Genomic DNA, 15,242 nt, shown 5'->3' on the forward strand with positions numbered 1-15,242 from the left:
GGCTGTTTCCCAACTGCCGTGCTCGGCACACTTTCTGAGCTGGGACCACAGAGTATCGTCCGGATCGCCACGCCGTCCGCCCCGTGGACAAAGGCGGACGGCGCGGCCGGTTCAGTTGTCGCCGGGGGCGCCCGCCCGCTGGTCCCGGAGGCGTTCGGCGAGGTGCGGGGGCATCGGTTCGTGTCGGGCGTACGCCCGGTCGAACCGGCCGGCGCCATGGGTGAGGGCTCGCAGGTCGACCGCGTACCGGTCGATCTCCAGCTCGGGCACCTCGGCCCGCACCAGGGTGCGGCCCGGCCCGGACTGCTCGGTGCCGACCACCCGGCCGCGCCGCCCGGACAGGTCGCTCATCACCGGCCCCACGTAGTCGTCCGGGACCAGGACCGTGACCTCGGCGACCGGTTCGAGCAGCTGGACACGGGCCGCTGCGGCCGCCTCGCGCAGCGCCAGCGCGCCCGCCGTCTGGAAGGCGGCGTCGGAGGAGTCCACCGAGTGGGCCTTGCCGTCCCGCAGCGTGATCCGTACGTCGACGAGCGGATGGCCGCTCGCCACCCCGCGGGCCGCCTGGGCGCGCACCCCCTTCTCGACGGACTGGACGAATGGGCGGGGCACCGCGCCGCCCACCACCCGGTTCACGAACTCGATGCCCGAGCCCGGGGGCAGCGGCTCCACCTCGATCTCGCAGACGGCGTACTGGCCGTGGCCGCCGGACTGCTTCACATGACGGCCGCGCCCAGCCGACGGGGCGGCGAAGGTCTCGCGGAACGCCACCCGGTGCGGTACGGCGTCGACGTGGACCCCGTAGCGGTTGCGCAGCCGGTCCAGCGCCACGTCCTGGTGGGCCTCGCCGAGACACCACAGGACCACCTGGTGGGTGTCCTGGTTCTGTTCCAGGCGCATGGTCGGGTCCTCGGCGACCAGCCGGGCGAGCCCCTGGGACAGCTTGTCCTCGTCCGCCTTGCCGTGGGCCTCGACGGCGAGCGGCAGCAACGGGTCCGGCACGGTCCAGGGCTCCAGCATCAGCGGCAGGGCCGGGTCGGTCAGGGTGTCCCCGGTCTCGGCGCCGCCGAGCCGGGCGACCCCGACCAGATCGCCCGCCATGCACCTCTCACGCGGACGCTGCTGCTTGCCGAAGGGGGTGGAGAGGGCACCGACCCGCACCTCCGCCTCGTGGAAGGGGAGGGGAGCGTGCCCCGGACCGGTGAGACCGCGGCCGAGCACCTGGACGGTCTCGTCGGCGCGGAGCGTGCCGGAGAAGACCCGGACGAGCGACATCCGGCCGACGTACGGATCGGTGGCCGTCTTGACGACCTCGGCGACCAGCGGGCCGTCCGGATCGCAGACCAGGTCCGGCCGCGCCGCCCCGTGCAGCGGGGTCACCCCGGGCAGCGGGCGCTCCGGCGGGGCCGGGAGGCCGCCGGTGATCAGCTCCAGCAGCTCCACCGAGCCGACGCCCTGGCGGGCCCCCTCGGCGGCCGGGGCCGCTGCGAGCACGGGGTGGAAGGTGCCCCGGGCCACGGCGCGCTCCAGGTCGCCGAGGAGCGTGGCGACGTCCACCGGGGCCCCGTCGAGGTAGCGGTCCATCAGGGTCTCGTCCTCGCTCTCCGCGATGATCCCCTCGATGAGCCGGTCGCGGGCCTTCCGCAGCGTGTCCCGGCGGCCCTCCTCGGGCGGGCGCTCCAGGCGCTCGCCCGAGGAGTAGTCGAGGAACCGTTCGGTGAGGAGCCCGGTGAGCCCGATGAGCGGGGCGTGCCCGTCGGCGCTCTCGGGACCGTGGACGGGCAGATAGAGCGGGAGCACCGCGTCGGGGTCGTCGCCGCCGAAGATCTCCCCGCAGAGCCGGGTCATCGCGTCGAACGGGGTCCGCGCCGTGTCGAGGTGGGTGACGACGACGGCGCGCGGCATCCCGACCGCGGCGCACTCCTCCCACGCGGCGCGGGCGTTGTCCCCCACCGCCTGGGCCTCCTGGGCGGCCGACACGACGAACAGGGCCGCGTCCGCCGCCCGCAGGCCCGCCCGCAGCTCCCCGACGAAATCGGCGTACCCGGGGGTGTCCAGCAGATTGATCCGGTACCCGCCCCACTCGACGGGGACCAGGGAGAGCTGTACGGAGCGCTGCCTGCGGTGCTCGATCTCGTCGTAGTCGGAGACGGTGGCACCGTCCTCGACCCGGCCGGCCCGGTTGACCGCGCCGGCGGTCTGCGCGAGGGCCTCGACGAGGGTGGTCTTGCCCGAGCCGCTGGGGCCGACCAGCACCACGTTCCGTACGGACGAGGGCCGGTCGGCCGCCGTCGCCCTGCCGGCGGCCCCGGTGTGCGCGTGTCCTCTGTCGCCCATGATGCGTACCTCCCGGCTGATGGCGCGGAGCGGGGGAAGATCCGATGCGGAAAGGTCCGGGAGCGCGGTTCCGCCGCGGCGGCCGGACGGAATCCGCGGTAATTCGAGCTTTCCACTCGGACCGGTACGCGTCCATCCAAAGCACCCCGCGGCGCGCGGCCGGGTGCCCGGAGGGTGGAGCCCGGCGGGCGTGACTACGATGGGCCAGCCGGTGGCCGTAGGGGCCGCTCGGCCCACCGACCCTCGGGAAGGCCATGCTGAACAAGTACGCGCGTGCATTTTTTACGCGTGTCCTCACACCGTTCGCCGCACTGCTGCTCCGTCTCGGCGTGAGCCCCGACGCGGTCACTCTCATCGGCACGGCCGGGGTGATGGCAGGTGCGCTGGTCTTCTTCCCCATGGGGGAGTTCTTCTGGGGCACGATCGTCATCACGATCTTCGTCTTCTCCGACCTCGTCGACGGCAACATGGCCCGTCAGGCCGGGATCTCCAGCCGCTGGGGCGCCTTCCTCGACTCGACGCTCGACCGGGTCGCCGACGGAGCGATCTTCGGCGGGTTCGCGCTCTGGTACGCGGGCAACGGCGACGACAACACCCTCTGCGCCGTCGCGATCTTCTGCCTGGCCAGCGGCCAGGTGGTCTCGTACACCAAGGCGCGCGGCGAGTCGATCGGCCTGCCGGTCGCGGTCAACGGTCTCGTCGAGCGCGCCGAGCGGCTGGTGATCTCGCTGGTCGCGGCCGGGCTCGCCGGTCTCCACGCGTTCGGTGTCCCGGGCGTCCAGGTGCTGCTCCCGATCGCGCTGTGGATCGTCGCCGTGGGCAGCCTGATCACGCTCGTGCAGCGGGTCGTCACGGTACGCCGCGAGGCCGCCGAGGCCGATGCCGCCGACGCGGCCGCCGCCCCGGGGAGCGGGACCGCCCGGTGAGCGAGGATCCGGACCACGGGCGCTCCGGCCTGCGGGACCGGCTGACCGACGGGCTCTACGGGCTCGGCTGGACGGCCGTCAAGAAGCTCCCCGAACCGGCCGCCCGCACCCTCTTCCGCACCCTCGCCGACCAGGTCTGGAAGCGGCGCGGCAAGGGCGTGCTGCGACTGGAGTCCAACCTCGCCCGGGTCGTCCCCGACGCGTCCCCGGCCCGGCTGGCCGAGCTCTCCCGCGCCGGAATGCGCTCGTACATGCGCTACTGGATGGAGTCCTTCCGACTGCCCACCTGGAGCCCGGAACGGATCAAGGCCTCCATCGACGTGACCGGCGCGCACCGGCTCACCGACGGCCTCGACGCCGGGCGCGGCGTCATCCTCGCCCTGCCGCACCTGGCCAACTGGGACCTGGCGGGCGCCTGGGTCACCACCGACCTCAAGGTGCCGTTCACCACCGTCGCCGAGCGTCTGAAGCCCGAGACGCTGTACGACCGCTTCGTCGCCTACCGCGAGGGCCTCGGCATGGAGGTCCTGCCGCACAGCGGCGGCGCCGCCTTCGGCACCCTGGCCCGGCGGCTGCGCGCGGGCGGGCTGGTCTGCCTGGTCGCCGACCGCGACCTGTCCGCCTCCGGCGTCGAGGTGACGTTCTTCGGCGACACCGCGCGGATGCCCGCAGGCCCCGCGCTGCTGGCCCAGCAGACCGGCGCGCTGCTGCTCCCCGTGACCCTCGGCTACGACGGCACGCCGGTCATGAAGGGCCGCATCCACGAGCCGGTCGAGGTGCCGGACGCTGGCACCCGCGCCCAGCGGACGTCCTCGATGACCCAGGCGCTGGCCGACGCCTTCGCCGTCGGAATCGCCGACCATCCGGAGGACTGGCACATGCTGCAACGGCTCTGGCTCGCCGATCTGGAGACCCGGGAGGACCCGAGGTGAAGATCGGCATCGTCTGCCCGTACTCCTGGGACGTACCGGGCGGCGTGCAGTTCCACATCCGCGACCTCGCCGAGCACCTGATCCGGCTGGGCCACCGGGTCTCCGTCCTCGCCCCCGCCGACGACGAGACCCCGCTGCCGTCGTACGTGGTGTCGGCGGGCCGCGCCGTGCCCGTCCCGTACAACGGCTCGGTGGCCCGGCTGAACTTCGGCTTCCTGTCGGCGGCCCGGGTGCGCCGCTGGCTCCACGACGGCACCTTCGACGTGATCCACATCCACGAGCCGACCTCGCCCTCGCTCGGGCTGCTCGCCTGCTGGGCCGCCCAGGGGCCGATCGTCGCCACGTTCCACACCTCCAACCCGCGCTCCCGGGCCATGATCGCCGCGTACCCGATCCTCCAGCCCGCCCTGGAGAAGATCAGCGCGCGCATCGCGGTGAGCGAGTACGCCCGCCGCACCCTGGTCGAACACCTCGGCGGCGACGCGGTGGTCATCCCGAACGGGGTCGACGTCGGCTTCTTCGCCGGTGCCGAGCCCCGGGCCGAGTGGCAGGGCGGGACGATCGGGTTCATCGGCCGGATCGACGAGCCCCGCAAGGGCCTGCCCGTCCTGATGCGGGCGCTGCCCGCGATCCTCGCCGCCCGCCCCGGGACCCGGCTGCTGGTCGCGGGCCGGGGGGACGAGGAGGAGGCGGTCGCCCCGCTGCCGAAGGAGATGCGCGAGCGGGTCGAGTTCCTCGGCATGGTGAGCGACGAGGACAAGGCACGGCTGCTGCGCAGCGTCGACGTGTACGTCGCGCCCAACACCGGCGGCGAGAGCTTCGGGATCATCCTGGTCGAGGCGATGTCGGCCGGGGCCCCGGTCCTCGCCAGCGACCTGGACGCCTTCGCGCAGGTGCTGGACCAGGGCGCGGCGGGCGAGCTGTTCGCCAACGAGGACGCGGACGCGCTGGCCGCCGCCGCGATCCGGCTGCTCGGCGACGAGGAGCGGCGCGCCGGCCTGAGCGGGCGGGGCGCCGCGCACGTACGGCGGTTCGACTGGTCGACGGTCGGCGCGGACATCCTCGCGGTGTACGAGACGGTGACGGACGGGGCGGCCTCGGTGGCCGCCGACGAACGCACCGGCCTGCGCGCCCGCTTCGGCCTGACCCGCGAGTAGGAGGCGGGCGCGGGCCGGGGCCTGGGTCGGGGCCGCCCCGGCACGCCGCCCGCGCCCCGGCGGTAGCCTTGCCGCCCGTGATCGAAACCCTCTTCTGGATCGTGGTCGCGGTCGTCGCGACCGGCATGTACCTCAGCTGGACCGCCGGCCGACTGGACCGCCTGCACACCCGGATCGACGCCGCCCGGGCCGCCCTCGACGCGCAGCTCCTGCGCCGCGCCTCGGTGACGCAGGAACTCGCCACGTCCGGCGTCCTCGACCCCGCCGCCTCCATCGTCCTGTACGAGGCCGCGCACGCGGCCCGCCAGGCGGAGGGGGAGCAGCGCGAGGTGGCCGAGAGCGAACTGAGCGCCGCGCTGCGGGCGGTCTTCGGTGAACCGGAGCAGGTGGAGGCCGTCAAGGAGATCCCCGGCGGCGAGGAGACGGCGCTCGAACTGGCCGCCGCCGCCCGCCGCGTCCCGATGGCCCGGCGGTTCCACAACGACGCGGTGCGCGCGGCCCGCGCCCTGCGCCGCCACCGCAAGGTGCGGTGGTTCCGGCTGGCCGGCCACGCGCCCTTCCCCCTGGCCTTCGAGATGGACGACGAACCCCCGACGGCCCTGGCGGACCGACCCGGCAGCTGACCGGACGGCCACTTCCCGCGTGACGGGGGCCACATCGCCGTCCATGCCCGGCCAAAACGATCCACCGGCCCACTATTGGCCCTTGCAGTGGACTGTTCCCGGAGAGTTTGCTCAGGACCGCACCAACCCGTGCGTTTCGGCAACTTTTCTCCCAGTGAGGTCGACCCATGTCCACGCTTCCCGCCACCCCGCAGTCCGCCGACTCCCCGGCCACCGGCACCGCGCGCGTCAAGCGCGGCATGGCCGAGCAGCTCAAGGGCGGCGTGATCATGGACGTCGTCGACGCCGAGCAGGCGAAGATCGCCGAGGACGCGGGCGCGGTGGCCGTCATGGCCCTGGAGCGGGTGCCGGCCGACATCCGCAAGGACGGCGGCGTGGCCCGGATGTCGGACCCGAACATGATCGAGGAGATCATCGGGGCCGTCTCCATCCCGGTCATGGCGAAGTCCCGTATCGGCCACTTCGTCGAGGCCCAGGTGCTCCAGTCCCTCGGCGTCGACTACATCGACGAGTCCGAGGTCCTCACCCCGGCCGACGAGATCAACCACAGCGACAAGTTCGCCTTCACCACCCCGTTCGTCTGCGGCGCCACCAACCTGGGCGAGGCCCTGCGCCGGATCGCCGAGGGTGCGGCCATGATCCGCTCGAAGGGCGAGGCCGGCACCGGCAACGTCGTCGAGGCCGTCCGCCACCTGCGGCAGATCAAGAACGAGATCGCCCGCCTGCGCGGCTACGACAACAACGAGCTGTACGCCGCCGCCAAGGAGCTGCGCGCCCCGTACGAGCTGGTCAAGGAGGTGGCCGAGCTCGGCAAGCTGCCCGTCGTGCTCTTCTCCGCGGGCGGTGTCGCCACCCCGGCCGACGCCGCGCTGATGCGTCAGCTCGGGGCCGAGGGCGTCTTCGTCGGCTCCGGCATCTTCAAGTCCGGCGACCCCGCCAAGCGCGCCGCCGCGATCGTGAAGGCCACCACCTTCTACGACGACCCGAAGGTCATCGCGGACGCCTCCCGGAACCTGGGCGAGGCCATGGTCGGCATCAACTGCGACACCCTGCCCGAGGCCGAGCGCTACGCGAACCGTGGCTGGTAAGCACCGATGAGCGACACCCCTGTGATCGGCGTCCTGGCACTCCAGGGCGACGTACGGGAACACCTGATCGCCCTGGCCTCGGCGGACGCCCTGGCCAGGCCGGTCCGGCGTCCCGAGGAACTCGCCGAGGTGGACGGCCTGGTCATCCCCGGCGGCGAGTCCACCACGATGTCCAAGCTGGCCTCCCTCTTCGGCATGCTGGAACCGCTGCGCGACCGGGTCCGGGACGGCATGCCCGTCTACGGCACCTGCGCCGGGATGATCCTGCTCGCCGACAAGATTCTCGACCCGCGCGCGGGCCAGGAGACGGTCGGCGGGATCGACATGATCGTGCGCCGCAACGCCTTCGGACGGCAGAACGAGTCCTTCGAGGCGGCCGTCGAGGTCGCCGGGATCGAGGGCGGCCCCGTGGAGGGCGTCTTCATCCGCGCCCCCTGGGTGGAGTCGGTCGGCGCCCGCGCCCGGGTGGTCGCCGAGCACGGCGGCCATATCGTCGCGGTACGTCAGGGAAACGCCCTGGCGACGTCCTTCCACCCGGAATTGACCGGGGACCACCGTGTTCACGCGCTGTTCGTGGACATGGTGCGCGCAGTCGGCTGACTCGATCCCGGTAGGATCTCTCGGGTTCGAATCGTTTTGGGTGACGCGAAGGAGAAGGCAGATGTCCGGCCACTCTAAATGGGCTACGACGAAGCACAAGAAGGCCGTGATTGACGCCAAGCGCGGCAAGCTCTTCGCGAAGCTGATCAAGAACATCGAGGTGGCGGCCCGTACCGGCGGCGCCGACCCCGATGGAAACCCGACCCTTGTGGACGCGATCCAGAAGGCGAAGAAGAGCTCCGTCCCGAACAAGAACATCGACTCCGCGGTCAAGCGCGGCGCCGGTCTCGAAGCGGGCGGCGTCGACTACCAGACGATCATGTACGAGGGTTACGGCCCGAACGGTGTCGCGGTGCTCATCGAGTGCCTCACCGACAACCGCAACCGCGCCGCTTCCGACGTACGTGTGGCGATGACCCGCAACGGCGGTTCGATGGCCGACCCCGGGTCGGTCTCGTACCTCTTCAACCGCAAGGGCGTCGTGATCGTCCCCAAGGGCGAGCTGTCCGAGGACGACGTCCTCGGCGCGGTCCTCGACGCGGGCGCCGAGGAGGTCAACGACCTCGGTGACACGTACGAGGTCGTCAGCGAGGCCACCGACATGGTCGCGGTCCGTACCGCGCTCCAGGAGGCCGGCATCGACTACGACTCCGCCGAGGCCAACTTCCTGCCCACCATGCAGGTCGAGCTGGACGAGGAAGGCGCGCGCAAGATCTTCAAGCTGATCGACGCGCTGGAGGACAGCGACGACGTGCAGAACGTCTTCGCCAACTTCGACGTCTCGGACGAAGTCATGGAGAAGGTCGAGGCATAGGCCGAGCTCGGCACAGCCTCCACGTGCGGGCCGACGGGGACACACCCCCGTCGGCCCGTCGCGTTGTCAGTGCCGGCCGATAGCCTGCGGGAACACTTGACCGACCGGTACGGAGGGGGTGCCCCATGAGGGTGCTGGGCGTGGACCCGGGGCTGACCCGGTGCGGTGTCGGCGTCGTCGAGGGCGTCGCCGGCCGCCCGCTGACGATGCGCGGCGTGGGCGTCGTACGGACCCCGCCCGACGCGGAGCTCGGGCACCGGCTGGTCGCCATCGAGCGCGGCATAGAGGAATGGCTCGACGAGCACCGGCCCGAGTACGTCGCCGTGGAGCGGGTCTTCAGCCAGCACAACGTCCGCACGGTGATGGGCACCGCCCAGGCCAGCGCGGTCGCCATGCTCTGCGCCTCGCGCCGCGGCATTCCCGTGGCGCTGCACACCCCCAGCGAGGTGAAGGCCGCCGTCACCGGCACCGGCCGCGCCGACAAGGCACAGGTCGGCGCCATGGTCACCCGGCTGCTCCGGCTCGACGCCCCGCCGAAACCGGCCGACGCGGCCGACGCCCTCGCGCTCGCCATCTGCCACATCTGGCGCGCCCCCGCCGTCAACCGCCTCCAGCAGGCGCACGCGGCCGCCGCCGCGGCCCGCGCCCCCCGCACCCCGGCGGCCCGCCCCGCCGCAGCTCCCGCCCGGAAGGTCTCCCGATGATCGCTTTCGTCAGCGGCCCGGTGGCCGCCCTCGCCCCGACCACGGCCGTGATCGAGGTCGGCGGCATCGGCATGGCCGTCCAGTGCACGCCGAACACCCTCGCAGCCCTCCGGATCGGCCAGGACGCCCGGCTCGCCACCTCGCTCGTCGTACGGGAGGACTCGCTCACCCTCTACGGCTTCGCCGACGACGACGAGCGGCAGGTCTTCGAGCTGCTCCAGACCGCCAGCGGGGTCGGGCCACGGCTCGCCCAGGCGATGCTCGCCACCCACAGCCCGGACGCGCTGCGCACCGCGGTCGCCACCGGCGACGAGAAGGCGCTCACCGCCGTCTCCGGCATCGGCAAGAAGGGCGCCCAGAAACTCCTCCTCGAACTGAAGGACAGACTCGGCGAGCCGGTCGGCGCCCACATCGGCCGCCAGGGCATCGGCACCGCCGTCACCTCCTCCTGGCGCGACCAGCTCCAGGCCGCCCTGATCGGCCTCGGATACGCCACCCGCGAGGCGGACGAAGCGGTCGCCGCCGTCGCACCACAGGCCGAGGCGGCCATCGCCGAGGGCGGCCAGGCCCCTGTGCCGCAACTGCTCCGCGCCGCACTCCAGACCCTCAACCGCGCGCGCTGACCCCAGCGCGCGCCACCCCGACGCCGGGCCGGGCACCGCACGGCACCGAGACATCCGAGGCGGGACAGACCGAATGAACTGGGACGAGACCGGACCCGACACCGACGAGCGGCTCGACGAGCGCCTCGTCCGGGCCGACGCGGACGGCGAGGACACCGCCGTGGAGGCCGCCCTGCGCCCGAAGGACCTGGACGAGTTCGTCGGCCAGGAGAAGGTCCGCGAGCAGCTCGACCTGGTCCTCAAGGCGGCCAGGGCCCGTGGCGCCACCGCCGACCACGTCCTGCTCTCCGGTGCCCCCGGCCTCGGCAAGACCACCCTCTCCATGATCATCGCGGCCGAGATGGGCGCCCCCATCCGGATCACCTCCGGCCCCGCCATCCAGCACGCGGGCGACCTCGCCGCGATCCTCTCCTCCCTCCAGGAGGGTGAAGTCCTCTTCCTCGACGAGATCCACCGCATGTCGCGGCCGGCCGAGGAGATGCTCTACATGGCGATGGAGGACTTCCGGGTCGACGTCATCGTCGGCAAGGGCCCCGGCGCCACCGCCATCCCGCTGGAACTTCCCCCGTTCACCCTGGTCGGCGCCACCACGCGCGCGGGCCTGCTCCCGCCCCCGCTGCGCGACCGCTTCGGCTTCACCGGGCACATGGAGTTCTACGCCCCCGCCGAGCTGGAGCGCGTCATCCACCGCTCCGCCCGCCTCCTCGACGTCGAGACGGACGCGGACGGCGCCGCCGAGATCGCCGGCCGGTCCCGGGGCACCCCCCGTATCGCCAACCGGCTGCTCCGCCGCGTCCGGGACTACGCCCAGGTCAAGGCCGACGGACGGATCGACCGCCCGATCGCCGCCGCGGCCCTCGGGGTGTACGAGGTCGACGCCCGCGGGCTCGACCGGCTCGACCGCGCGGTGCTCGAAGCCCTGCTGAAGCTCTTCGGCGGCGGACCGGTCGGGCTGTCCACCCTCGCGGTCGCCGTGGGGGAGGAGCGTGAGACCGTCGAGGAGGTCGCGGAGCCCTTCCTGGTGCGGGAAGGACTGCTGGCGAGGACGCCGCGCGGGCGCGTCGCGACCCCCGCGGCCTGGGCCCACCTCGGGCTCGTACCCCCGCAGCACGGCGGAAAGGGACAACAGGGCCTGTTCGGGGCGTGATCCGTCACAGGTTCGCCGGAGCCGGAACCACGGACCGGGTTCGGGCGTTGTTCCATCGATGCGGACTCGCTTAGACTCCGCCGATGCCGCCCTTATCAGGTCGGTGTACCCACCCCCGTAGATACAGGCCGCTCCCCGGACGCGGTCGTGCGAAGGAAACTCGTCCCGTGAATCCCGTGACTCTCCTCCCCTTCATCGTGCTCATCGGGGCCATGTTCCTGATGACGCGGTCCGCCAAGAAGAAGCAGGCGGCCGCCGCCCAGATGCGCGACGAGATGCAGCCCGGCACCGGCGTCCGGACGATCGGGGGTATGTACGCCACCGTCAAGGAGCTGCACAACGACACGGTCCTCCTCGAGGTCGCGCCCGGCGTCCACGCCGTCTACGCCAAGAACGCCATCGGCGCCGTCCTCAGCGACGAGGAGTACAACCGCATCGTCCACGGTGACGACGAGAGCGGCCTCGACGGCACGGTCGTCCCGGACGACGCCTCCTCGCTGACCGAGCGTGACGACGACACCCGGATCGACCTCGACAAGAAGGCCGACGAGGACGAGCCGAAGGACGCCGAGGCCGGCAAGAAGTCCGAGGGCAAGGACGACGGCGAGTCCGACGCGAAGTGACCCACGCCCGGGGATGCCGTGAGCCCACCGGCGTCCGGCACTCCCCGGTCCGTGCGATCTTCTGCGGGGGCGGGTCCCCACTACACTTCGTGGCCGCTCGGGTGCGTACCCGGCCCGGGGCGGTTGGACAGGGAGAAACGAGAAGGTGGCAGCACCGAAGAAGAGCCGGGGACCGGCCGGCGGTCAGGGCAGGCCGGGGCGTTCCCTGGCTCTGATCCTGATCGCCATGGTCGCGCTCACCGGCGGGATGTTCCTGGCGGATCAGCCCACCCCGAGGCTGGGCATCGACCTGGCGGGCGGCACCTCGATCACGCTCGAGGCGAAGAGCGAGCCGGGCCAGGAATCGGCGATCAACAAGACCAACATGGACACGGCCGTCCAGATCATGGAGCGCCGTGTCAATGGTCTGGGTGTCTCCGAGGCCGAGGTCCAGACCCAGGGCGATCGCAACATCATCGTCAACATCCCCAAGGGCACGAACTCCGCCCAGGCCCGTGAGCAGGTCGGTACGACCGCCAAGCTCTACTTCCGGCCGGTGCTGACCGTCGCCCAGGGCACGCCCACTCCGACGCCCAGCGCGTCGACCTCCGGCAAGCCCGACCCGTCCACCAGCCCCACCGCCCCCAAGGCGGAGAACGGGAAGGGCTCGGCGAGCCCGGACCCGAGTGCCACCACCCAGGGCCGCGCGGTCACCGGCGGCCTGAAGGCCGACTCCACCCCGGACCCGAAGGCGAGCACCACGCCCAAGGGCGACGCCTCCCCGTCGGCCTCCACCGCCGACCAGGCGGCCGCGGCCGCGCTCCAGAAGAAGTTCGAGGCGCTCGACTGCTCCAGCGCGGCGTCCCGCGCCAAGGCCACCCAGGGCACCAAGCCGACCGAGCCGGTCGTCGCGTGCGGCTCCAAGGAGGAGGGCAGCGCCAAGTACATTCTCGGCCCGGCCGAGGTGTCCGGCACTGAGGTCGACAACGCCAAGGCCGGTTTCGACCAGCAGCGCGGCATGTGGATCGTCAACATGGAGTTCACCAAACAGGGCTCCAAGCAGTTCCAGGCGATCACCAAGAAGCTCTCCTCGCAGCCGTCCCCGCAGAACCAGTTCGCCATCGCCCTGGACGGCGAAGTTGTCTCGGCCCCCCAGGTGAACACCACGCTCAGCGGTAGCGCCGAGATCTCCGGCAGCTTCACCCAGCAGTCCGCCGAGGACCTGGCCAACGTGCTCTCCTACGGCGCGCTCCCGCTCTCGTTCAAGGAGCAGAGCGTCACCACGGTCACCGCCGCGCTCGGCGGTGAGCAGCTCCGCGCCGGTCTGATCGCCGGTGCGATCGGCCTCGCCCTGGTCGTGATCTACCTGGTCGCCTACTACCGGGGCCTGGCGTTCATCGCGCTCCTCAGCCTCCTGGTCTCCGGCATCCTGACCTACACGCTGATGTCGCTGCTCGGCCCGGCCATCGGCTTCGCGCTGAACCTCCCGGCCGTCTGTGGTGCCATCGTGGCCATCGGTATCACCGCGGACTCCTTCATCGTGTACTTCGAGAGGATCCGCGACGAGATCCGCGAGGGCCGCACGCTCCGCCCCGCGGTCGAGCGGGCCTGGCCGCGCGCCCGACGCACCATCCTGGTCTCCGACTTCGTGTCGTTCCTGGCCGCCGCCGTCCTCTTCGTCGTCACCGTCGGAAAGGTGCAGGGCTTCGCCTTCACGCTGGGTCTCACCACCCTGCTCGACGTGGTCGTGGTCTTCTTCTTCACCAAGCCCGTCATGACGATCATGGCCCGCAAGAAGTTCTTCGCGAGCGGTCACCCGTGGTCCGGCCTGGACCCGAAGCGGCTCGGCGCCAAGCCGCCGCTGCGCCGCTCGCGGCGTGCCACCGCCCCCACTTCTGACCCGAAGGAGGCGTGAGATGTCGCGACTCGGCACGCTCGGCGCCCGTCTCTACCGAGGCGAGGTCGGCTACGACTTCATCGGCAAGCGCAAGATCTGGTACGGGATCTCGATCCTGATCACCATCACGGCCATCGTCGGCCTGGCGGTCAGCGGCCTGAACATGGGCATCGAGTTCAAGGGCGGCGCGGTCTTCACCACCCCGAAGACCTCCGCCACCGTCGCCGAGGCCGAGGACCTGGCCACCAAGGCCTCCGGGCACCAGGCCATCGTCCAGAAGCTCGGCAACGGCGGTCTGCGCATCCAGATCACCGAGGTCGACACCGCGAAGTCCGACCAGATCAAGGACACGCTCTCCAAGGACCTCGACGTCCCGGCCGAGAAGATCGCCGCCGACCTGGTCGGCCCCAGCTGGGGCGAGCAGATCGCCAACAAGGCGTGGACCGGGCTCGGCGTCTTCATGGTCCTGGTCGTGATCTACCTGGCCATCGCCTTCGAATGGCGGATGGCCATCGCGGCCCTGGTCGCGCTGATCCACGACATCACCATCACGGTCGGGATCTACGCCCTGGTCGGCTTCGAGGTCACCCCGGGCACCGTGATCGGTCTGCTGACCATCCTCGGCTACTCGCTCTACGACACCGTCGTGGTCTTCGACAGCCTCAAGGAGAGCACGGTCGGGATCACCAAGCAGACCCGCTGGACCTACAGCGAGATCGCCAACCGGTCCATCAACGGCACGCTGGTGCGTTCGATCAACACCACCGTCGTGGCGCTGCTGCCGGTCGCCGGCCTGCTCTTCATCGGTGGCGGTGTCCTCGGCGCGGGCATGCTGAACGACATCTCGCTGTCGCTCTTCGTCGGCCTCGCGGCCGGTGCGTACTCCTCGATCTTCATCGCCACGCCGCTCGTCGCCGACCTCAAGGAACGCGACCCGCAGATGAAGGCCCTGAAGAAGCGGATCCTCGCCAAGCGCGCGGCGGCCGCCGCCAAGGGCGAGTCCGCCGAGGACGAGCCGGAGGACGACGGCTTCCCGCAGGACGCCGCCCCCGCCGCGGCGGTCGTCGGTCAGCGCCAGCAGCCCCCCAGGGGCCACGGCCGGACCCCCGGGAACCGCCGATGACCAGCACCACCGACACCACCCGCGAGCTCCTGCTCAGCCGGATCCGTGACGTCCCCGACTACCCGAAGCCGGGCGTGCTGTTCAAGGACATCACCCCGCTGCTCGCGGACCCGGCGGCCTTCACCGCCCTCACCGACACCCTCGCGGAGCTGTGCGTACGGCACGGCGCCACGAAGGTCGTCGGTCTGGAGGCGCGCGGCTTCATCCTGGCCGCCCCGGTCGCCGTCCGGGCCGGGCTCGGCTTCGTACCGGTCCGGAAGGCGGGCAAGCTCCCCGGGGCGACGCTCAGCCAGTCCTACGAGCTGGAGTACGGCACCGCCGAGATCGAGATCCACGCGGAGGACCTGTCCGCCGACGACCGGATCATGGTCATCGACGACATCCTCGCCACGGGCGGCACGGCAGAGGCCTCACTGGAGCTGATCCGGCGAGCCGGCGCCGAGGTCGCGGGCGTCGCGGTCCTCATGGAGCTCGGCTTCCTGGACGGGCGTGCCCGTCTGGAACAGGGGCTGCGCGGTGCGCCGCTGGAAGTCCTGATCACGGTCTGAGTCGTACGCACCGACACGGCCACGCACGGAACGGGCACCCGGGAACAACCGGGTGCCCGTTCCGCGTTGTCGGGAGTCTCCACGGTCCCCGGGGGAAGAGCGGGCGCAGGCTCGATACGAT

15 protein-coding genes are annotated in these 15,242 nt (G+C 71.9%); 14 read left to right on the plus strand and 1 reads right to left on the minus strand.

Annotated elements, in window-relative coordinates; all coding sequences use genetic code 11:
• Window positions 1-111: 111 nt before the first annotated feature.
• Entirely contained in the window at window positions 112-2,337 is a 2,226-nt protein-coding gene (locus ACF08W_RS13805) for an elongation factor G-like protein EF-G2 (RefSeq protein ID WP_392279336.1), read from the minus strand.
• A gap of 254 nt (window positions 2,338-2,591) precedes the next feature.
• Here ACF08W_RS13805 and pgsA point away from each other — a divergent pair, with 254 nt between their 5' ends.
• The 14 genes from pgsA (at window position 2,592) to ACF08W_RS13875 (ending at window position 15,121) form a co-directional block, all read left to right on the plus strand.
• Window positions 2,592-3,263 carry a phosphatidylinositol phosphate synthase gene (gene pgsA / locus ACF08W_RS13810; protein WP_352277453.1) on the plus strand — a complete coding sequence of 224 codons (672 nt, stop codon included), beginning with the start codon at window positions 2,592-2,594 and terminating at the stop codon, window positions 3,261-3,263.
• Window positions 3,260-4,195: a phosphatidylinositol mannoside acyltransferase gene (locus ACF08W_RS13815; RefSeq protein ID WP_392279337.1), complete on the plus strand. Its 936-nt coding sequence runs from the start codon at window positions 3,260-3,262 to the stop codon at window positions 4,193-4,195. The genes pgsA and ACF08W_RS13815 overlap by 4 nt, the downstream gene beginning before the upstream one ends.
• Entirely contained in the window at window positions 4,192-5,352 is a 1,161-nt protein-coding gene (locus ACF08W_RS13820) for a glycosyltransferase family 4 protein (protein ID WP_392279338.1), read from the plus strand. Before ACF08W_RS13815 ends, ACF08W_RS13820 begins: the two co-directional genes overlap by 4 nt.
• A gap of 77 nt (window positions 5,353-5,429) precedes the next feature.
• Window positions 5,430-5,975 (plus strand): hypothetical protein, encoded by a 546-nt coding sequence (locus ACF08W_RS13825; protein ID WP_352277449.1) that lies wholly within the window; start codon window positions 5,430-5,432, stop codon window positions 5,973-5,975.
• 167 nt (window positions 5,976-6,142) lie between these two features.
• Entirely contained in the window at window positions 6,143-7,063 is a 921-nt protein-coding gene (gene pdxS, locus ACF08W_RS13830) for a pyridoxal 5'-phosphate synthase lyase subunit PdxS (RefSeq protein WP_352277448.1), read from the plus strand.
• 6 nt (window positions 7,064-7,069) lie between these two features.
• A complete protein-coding gene (gene pdxT, locus ACF08W_RS13835) occupies window positions 7,070-7,663 on the plus strand; it encodes a pyridoxal 5'-phosphate synthase glutaminase subunit PdxT (RefSeq protein WP_352277446.1) in 594 nt (197 codons plus the stop codon).
• A gap of 61 nt (window positions 7,664-7,724) precedes the next feature.
• A complete protein-coding gene (locus ACF08W_RS13840; RefSeq protein ID WP_352277445.1) occupies window positions 7,725-8,477 on the plus strand; it encodes a YebC/PmpR family DNA-binding transcriptional regulator in 753 nt (250 codons plus the stop codon).
• Window positions 8,478-8,602: 125 nt separating this feature from the next.
• Window positions 8,603-9,181, plus strand: coding sequence for a crossover junction endodeoxyribonuclease RuvC (gene ruvC / locus ACF08W_RS13845; protein WP_385210843.1), 579 nt, complete (start codon window positions 8,603-8,605; stop codon window positions 9,179-9,181).
• Window positions 9,178-9,804, plus strand: a complete 627-nt coding sequence (gene ruvA, locus ACF08W_RS13850) for a Holliday junction branch migration protein RuvA (RefSeq protein WP_385210846.1) — start codon at window positions 9,178-9,180, stop codon at window positions 9,802-9,804. The genes ruvC and ruvA overlap by 4 nt, the downstream gene beginning before the upstream one ends.
• A gap of 73 nt (window positions 9,805-9,877) precedes the next feature.
• The gene (gene ruvB, locus ACF08W_RS13855) at window positions 9,878-10,951 is read left to right on the plus strand and encodes a Holliday junction branch migration DNA helicase RuvB (protein ID WP_392279339.1); all 1,074 of its coding nucleotides are present in this window, start codon (window positions 9,878-9,880) and stop codon (window positions 10,949-10,951) included.
• A 167-nt stretch (window positions 10,952-11,118) separates the two neighbouring features.
• The gene (gene yajC, locus ACF08W_RS13860) at window positions 11,119-11,574 is read left to right on the plus strand and encodes a preprotein translocase subunit YajC (protein WP_392279340.1); all 456 of its coding nucleotides are present in this window, start codon (window positions 11,119-11,121) and stop codon (window positions 11,572-11,574) included.
• A 145-nt stretch (window positions 11,575-11,719) separates the two neighbouring features.
• Window positions 11,720-13,468, plus strand: a complete 1,749-nt coding sequence (gene secD, locus ACF08W_RS13865) for a protein translocase subunit SecD (RefSeq protein WP_392279341.1) — start codon at window positions 11,720-11,722, stop codon at window positions 13,466-13,468.
• Between the two features lies 1 nt (window position 13,469).
• Window positions 13,470-14,573 carry a protein translocase subunit SecF gene (secF, locus tag ACF08W_RS13870; RefSeq protein ID WP_392279342.1) on the plus strand — a complete coding sequence of 368 codons (1,104 nt, stop codon included), beginning with the start codon at window positions 13,470-13,472 and terminating at the stop codon, window positions 14,571-14,573.
• Window positions 14,570-15,121, plus strand: a complete 552-nt coding sequence (locus ACF08W_RS13875; RefSeq protein ID WP_385210858.1) for an adenine phosphoribosyltransferase — start codon at window positions 14,570-14,572, stop codon at window positions 15,119-15,121. The genes secF and ACF08W_RS13875 overlap by 4 nt, the downstream gene beginning before the upstream one ends.
• The last annotated feature ends 121 nt before the right edge of the window (window positions 15,122-15,242 follow it).

Origin of the sequence: Streptomyces sp. NPDC015144, assembly GCF_043079735.1 — a bacterium.
GTDB lineage: Bacteria > Actinomycetota > Actinomycetes > Streptomycetales > Streptomycetaceae > Streptomyces.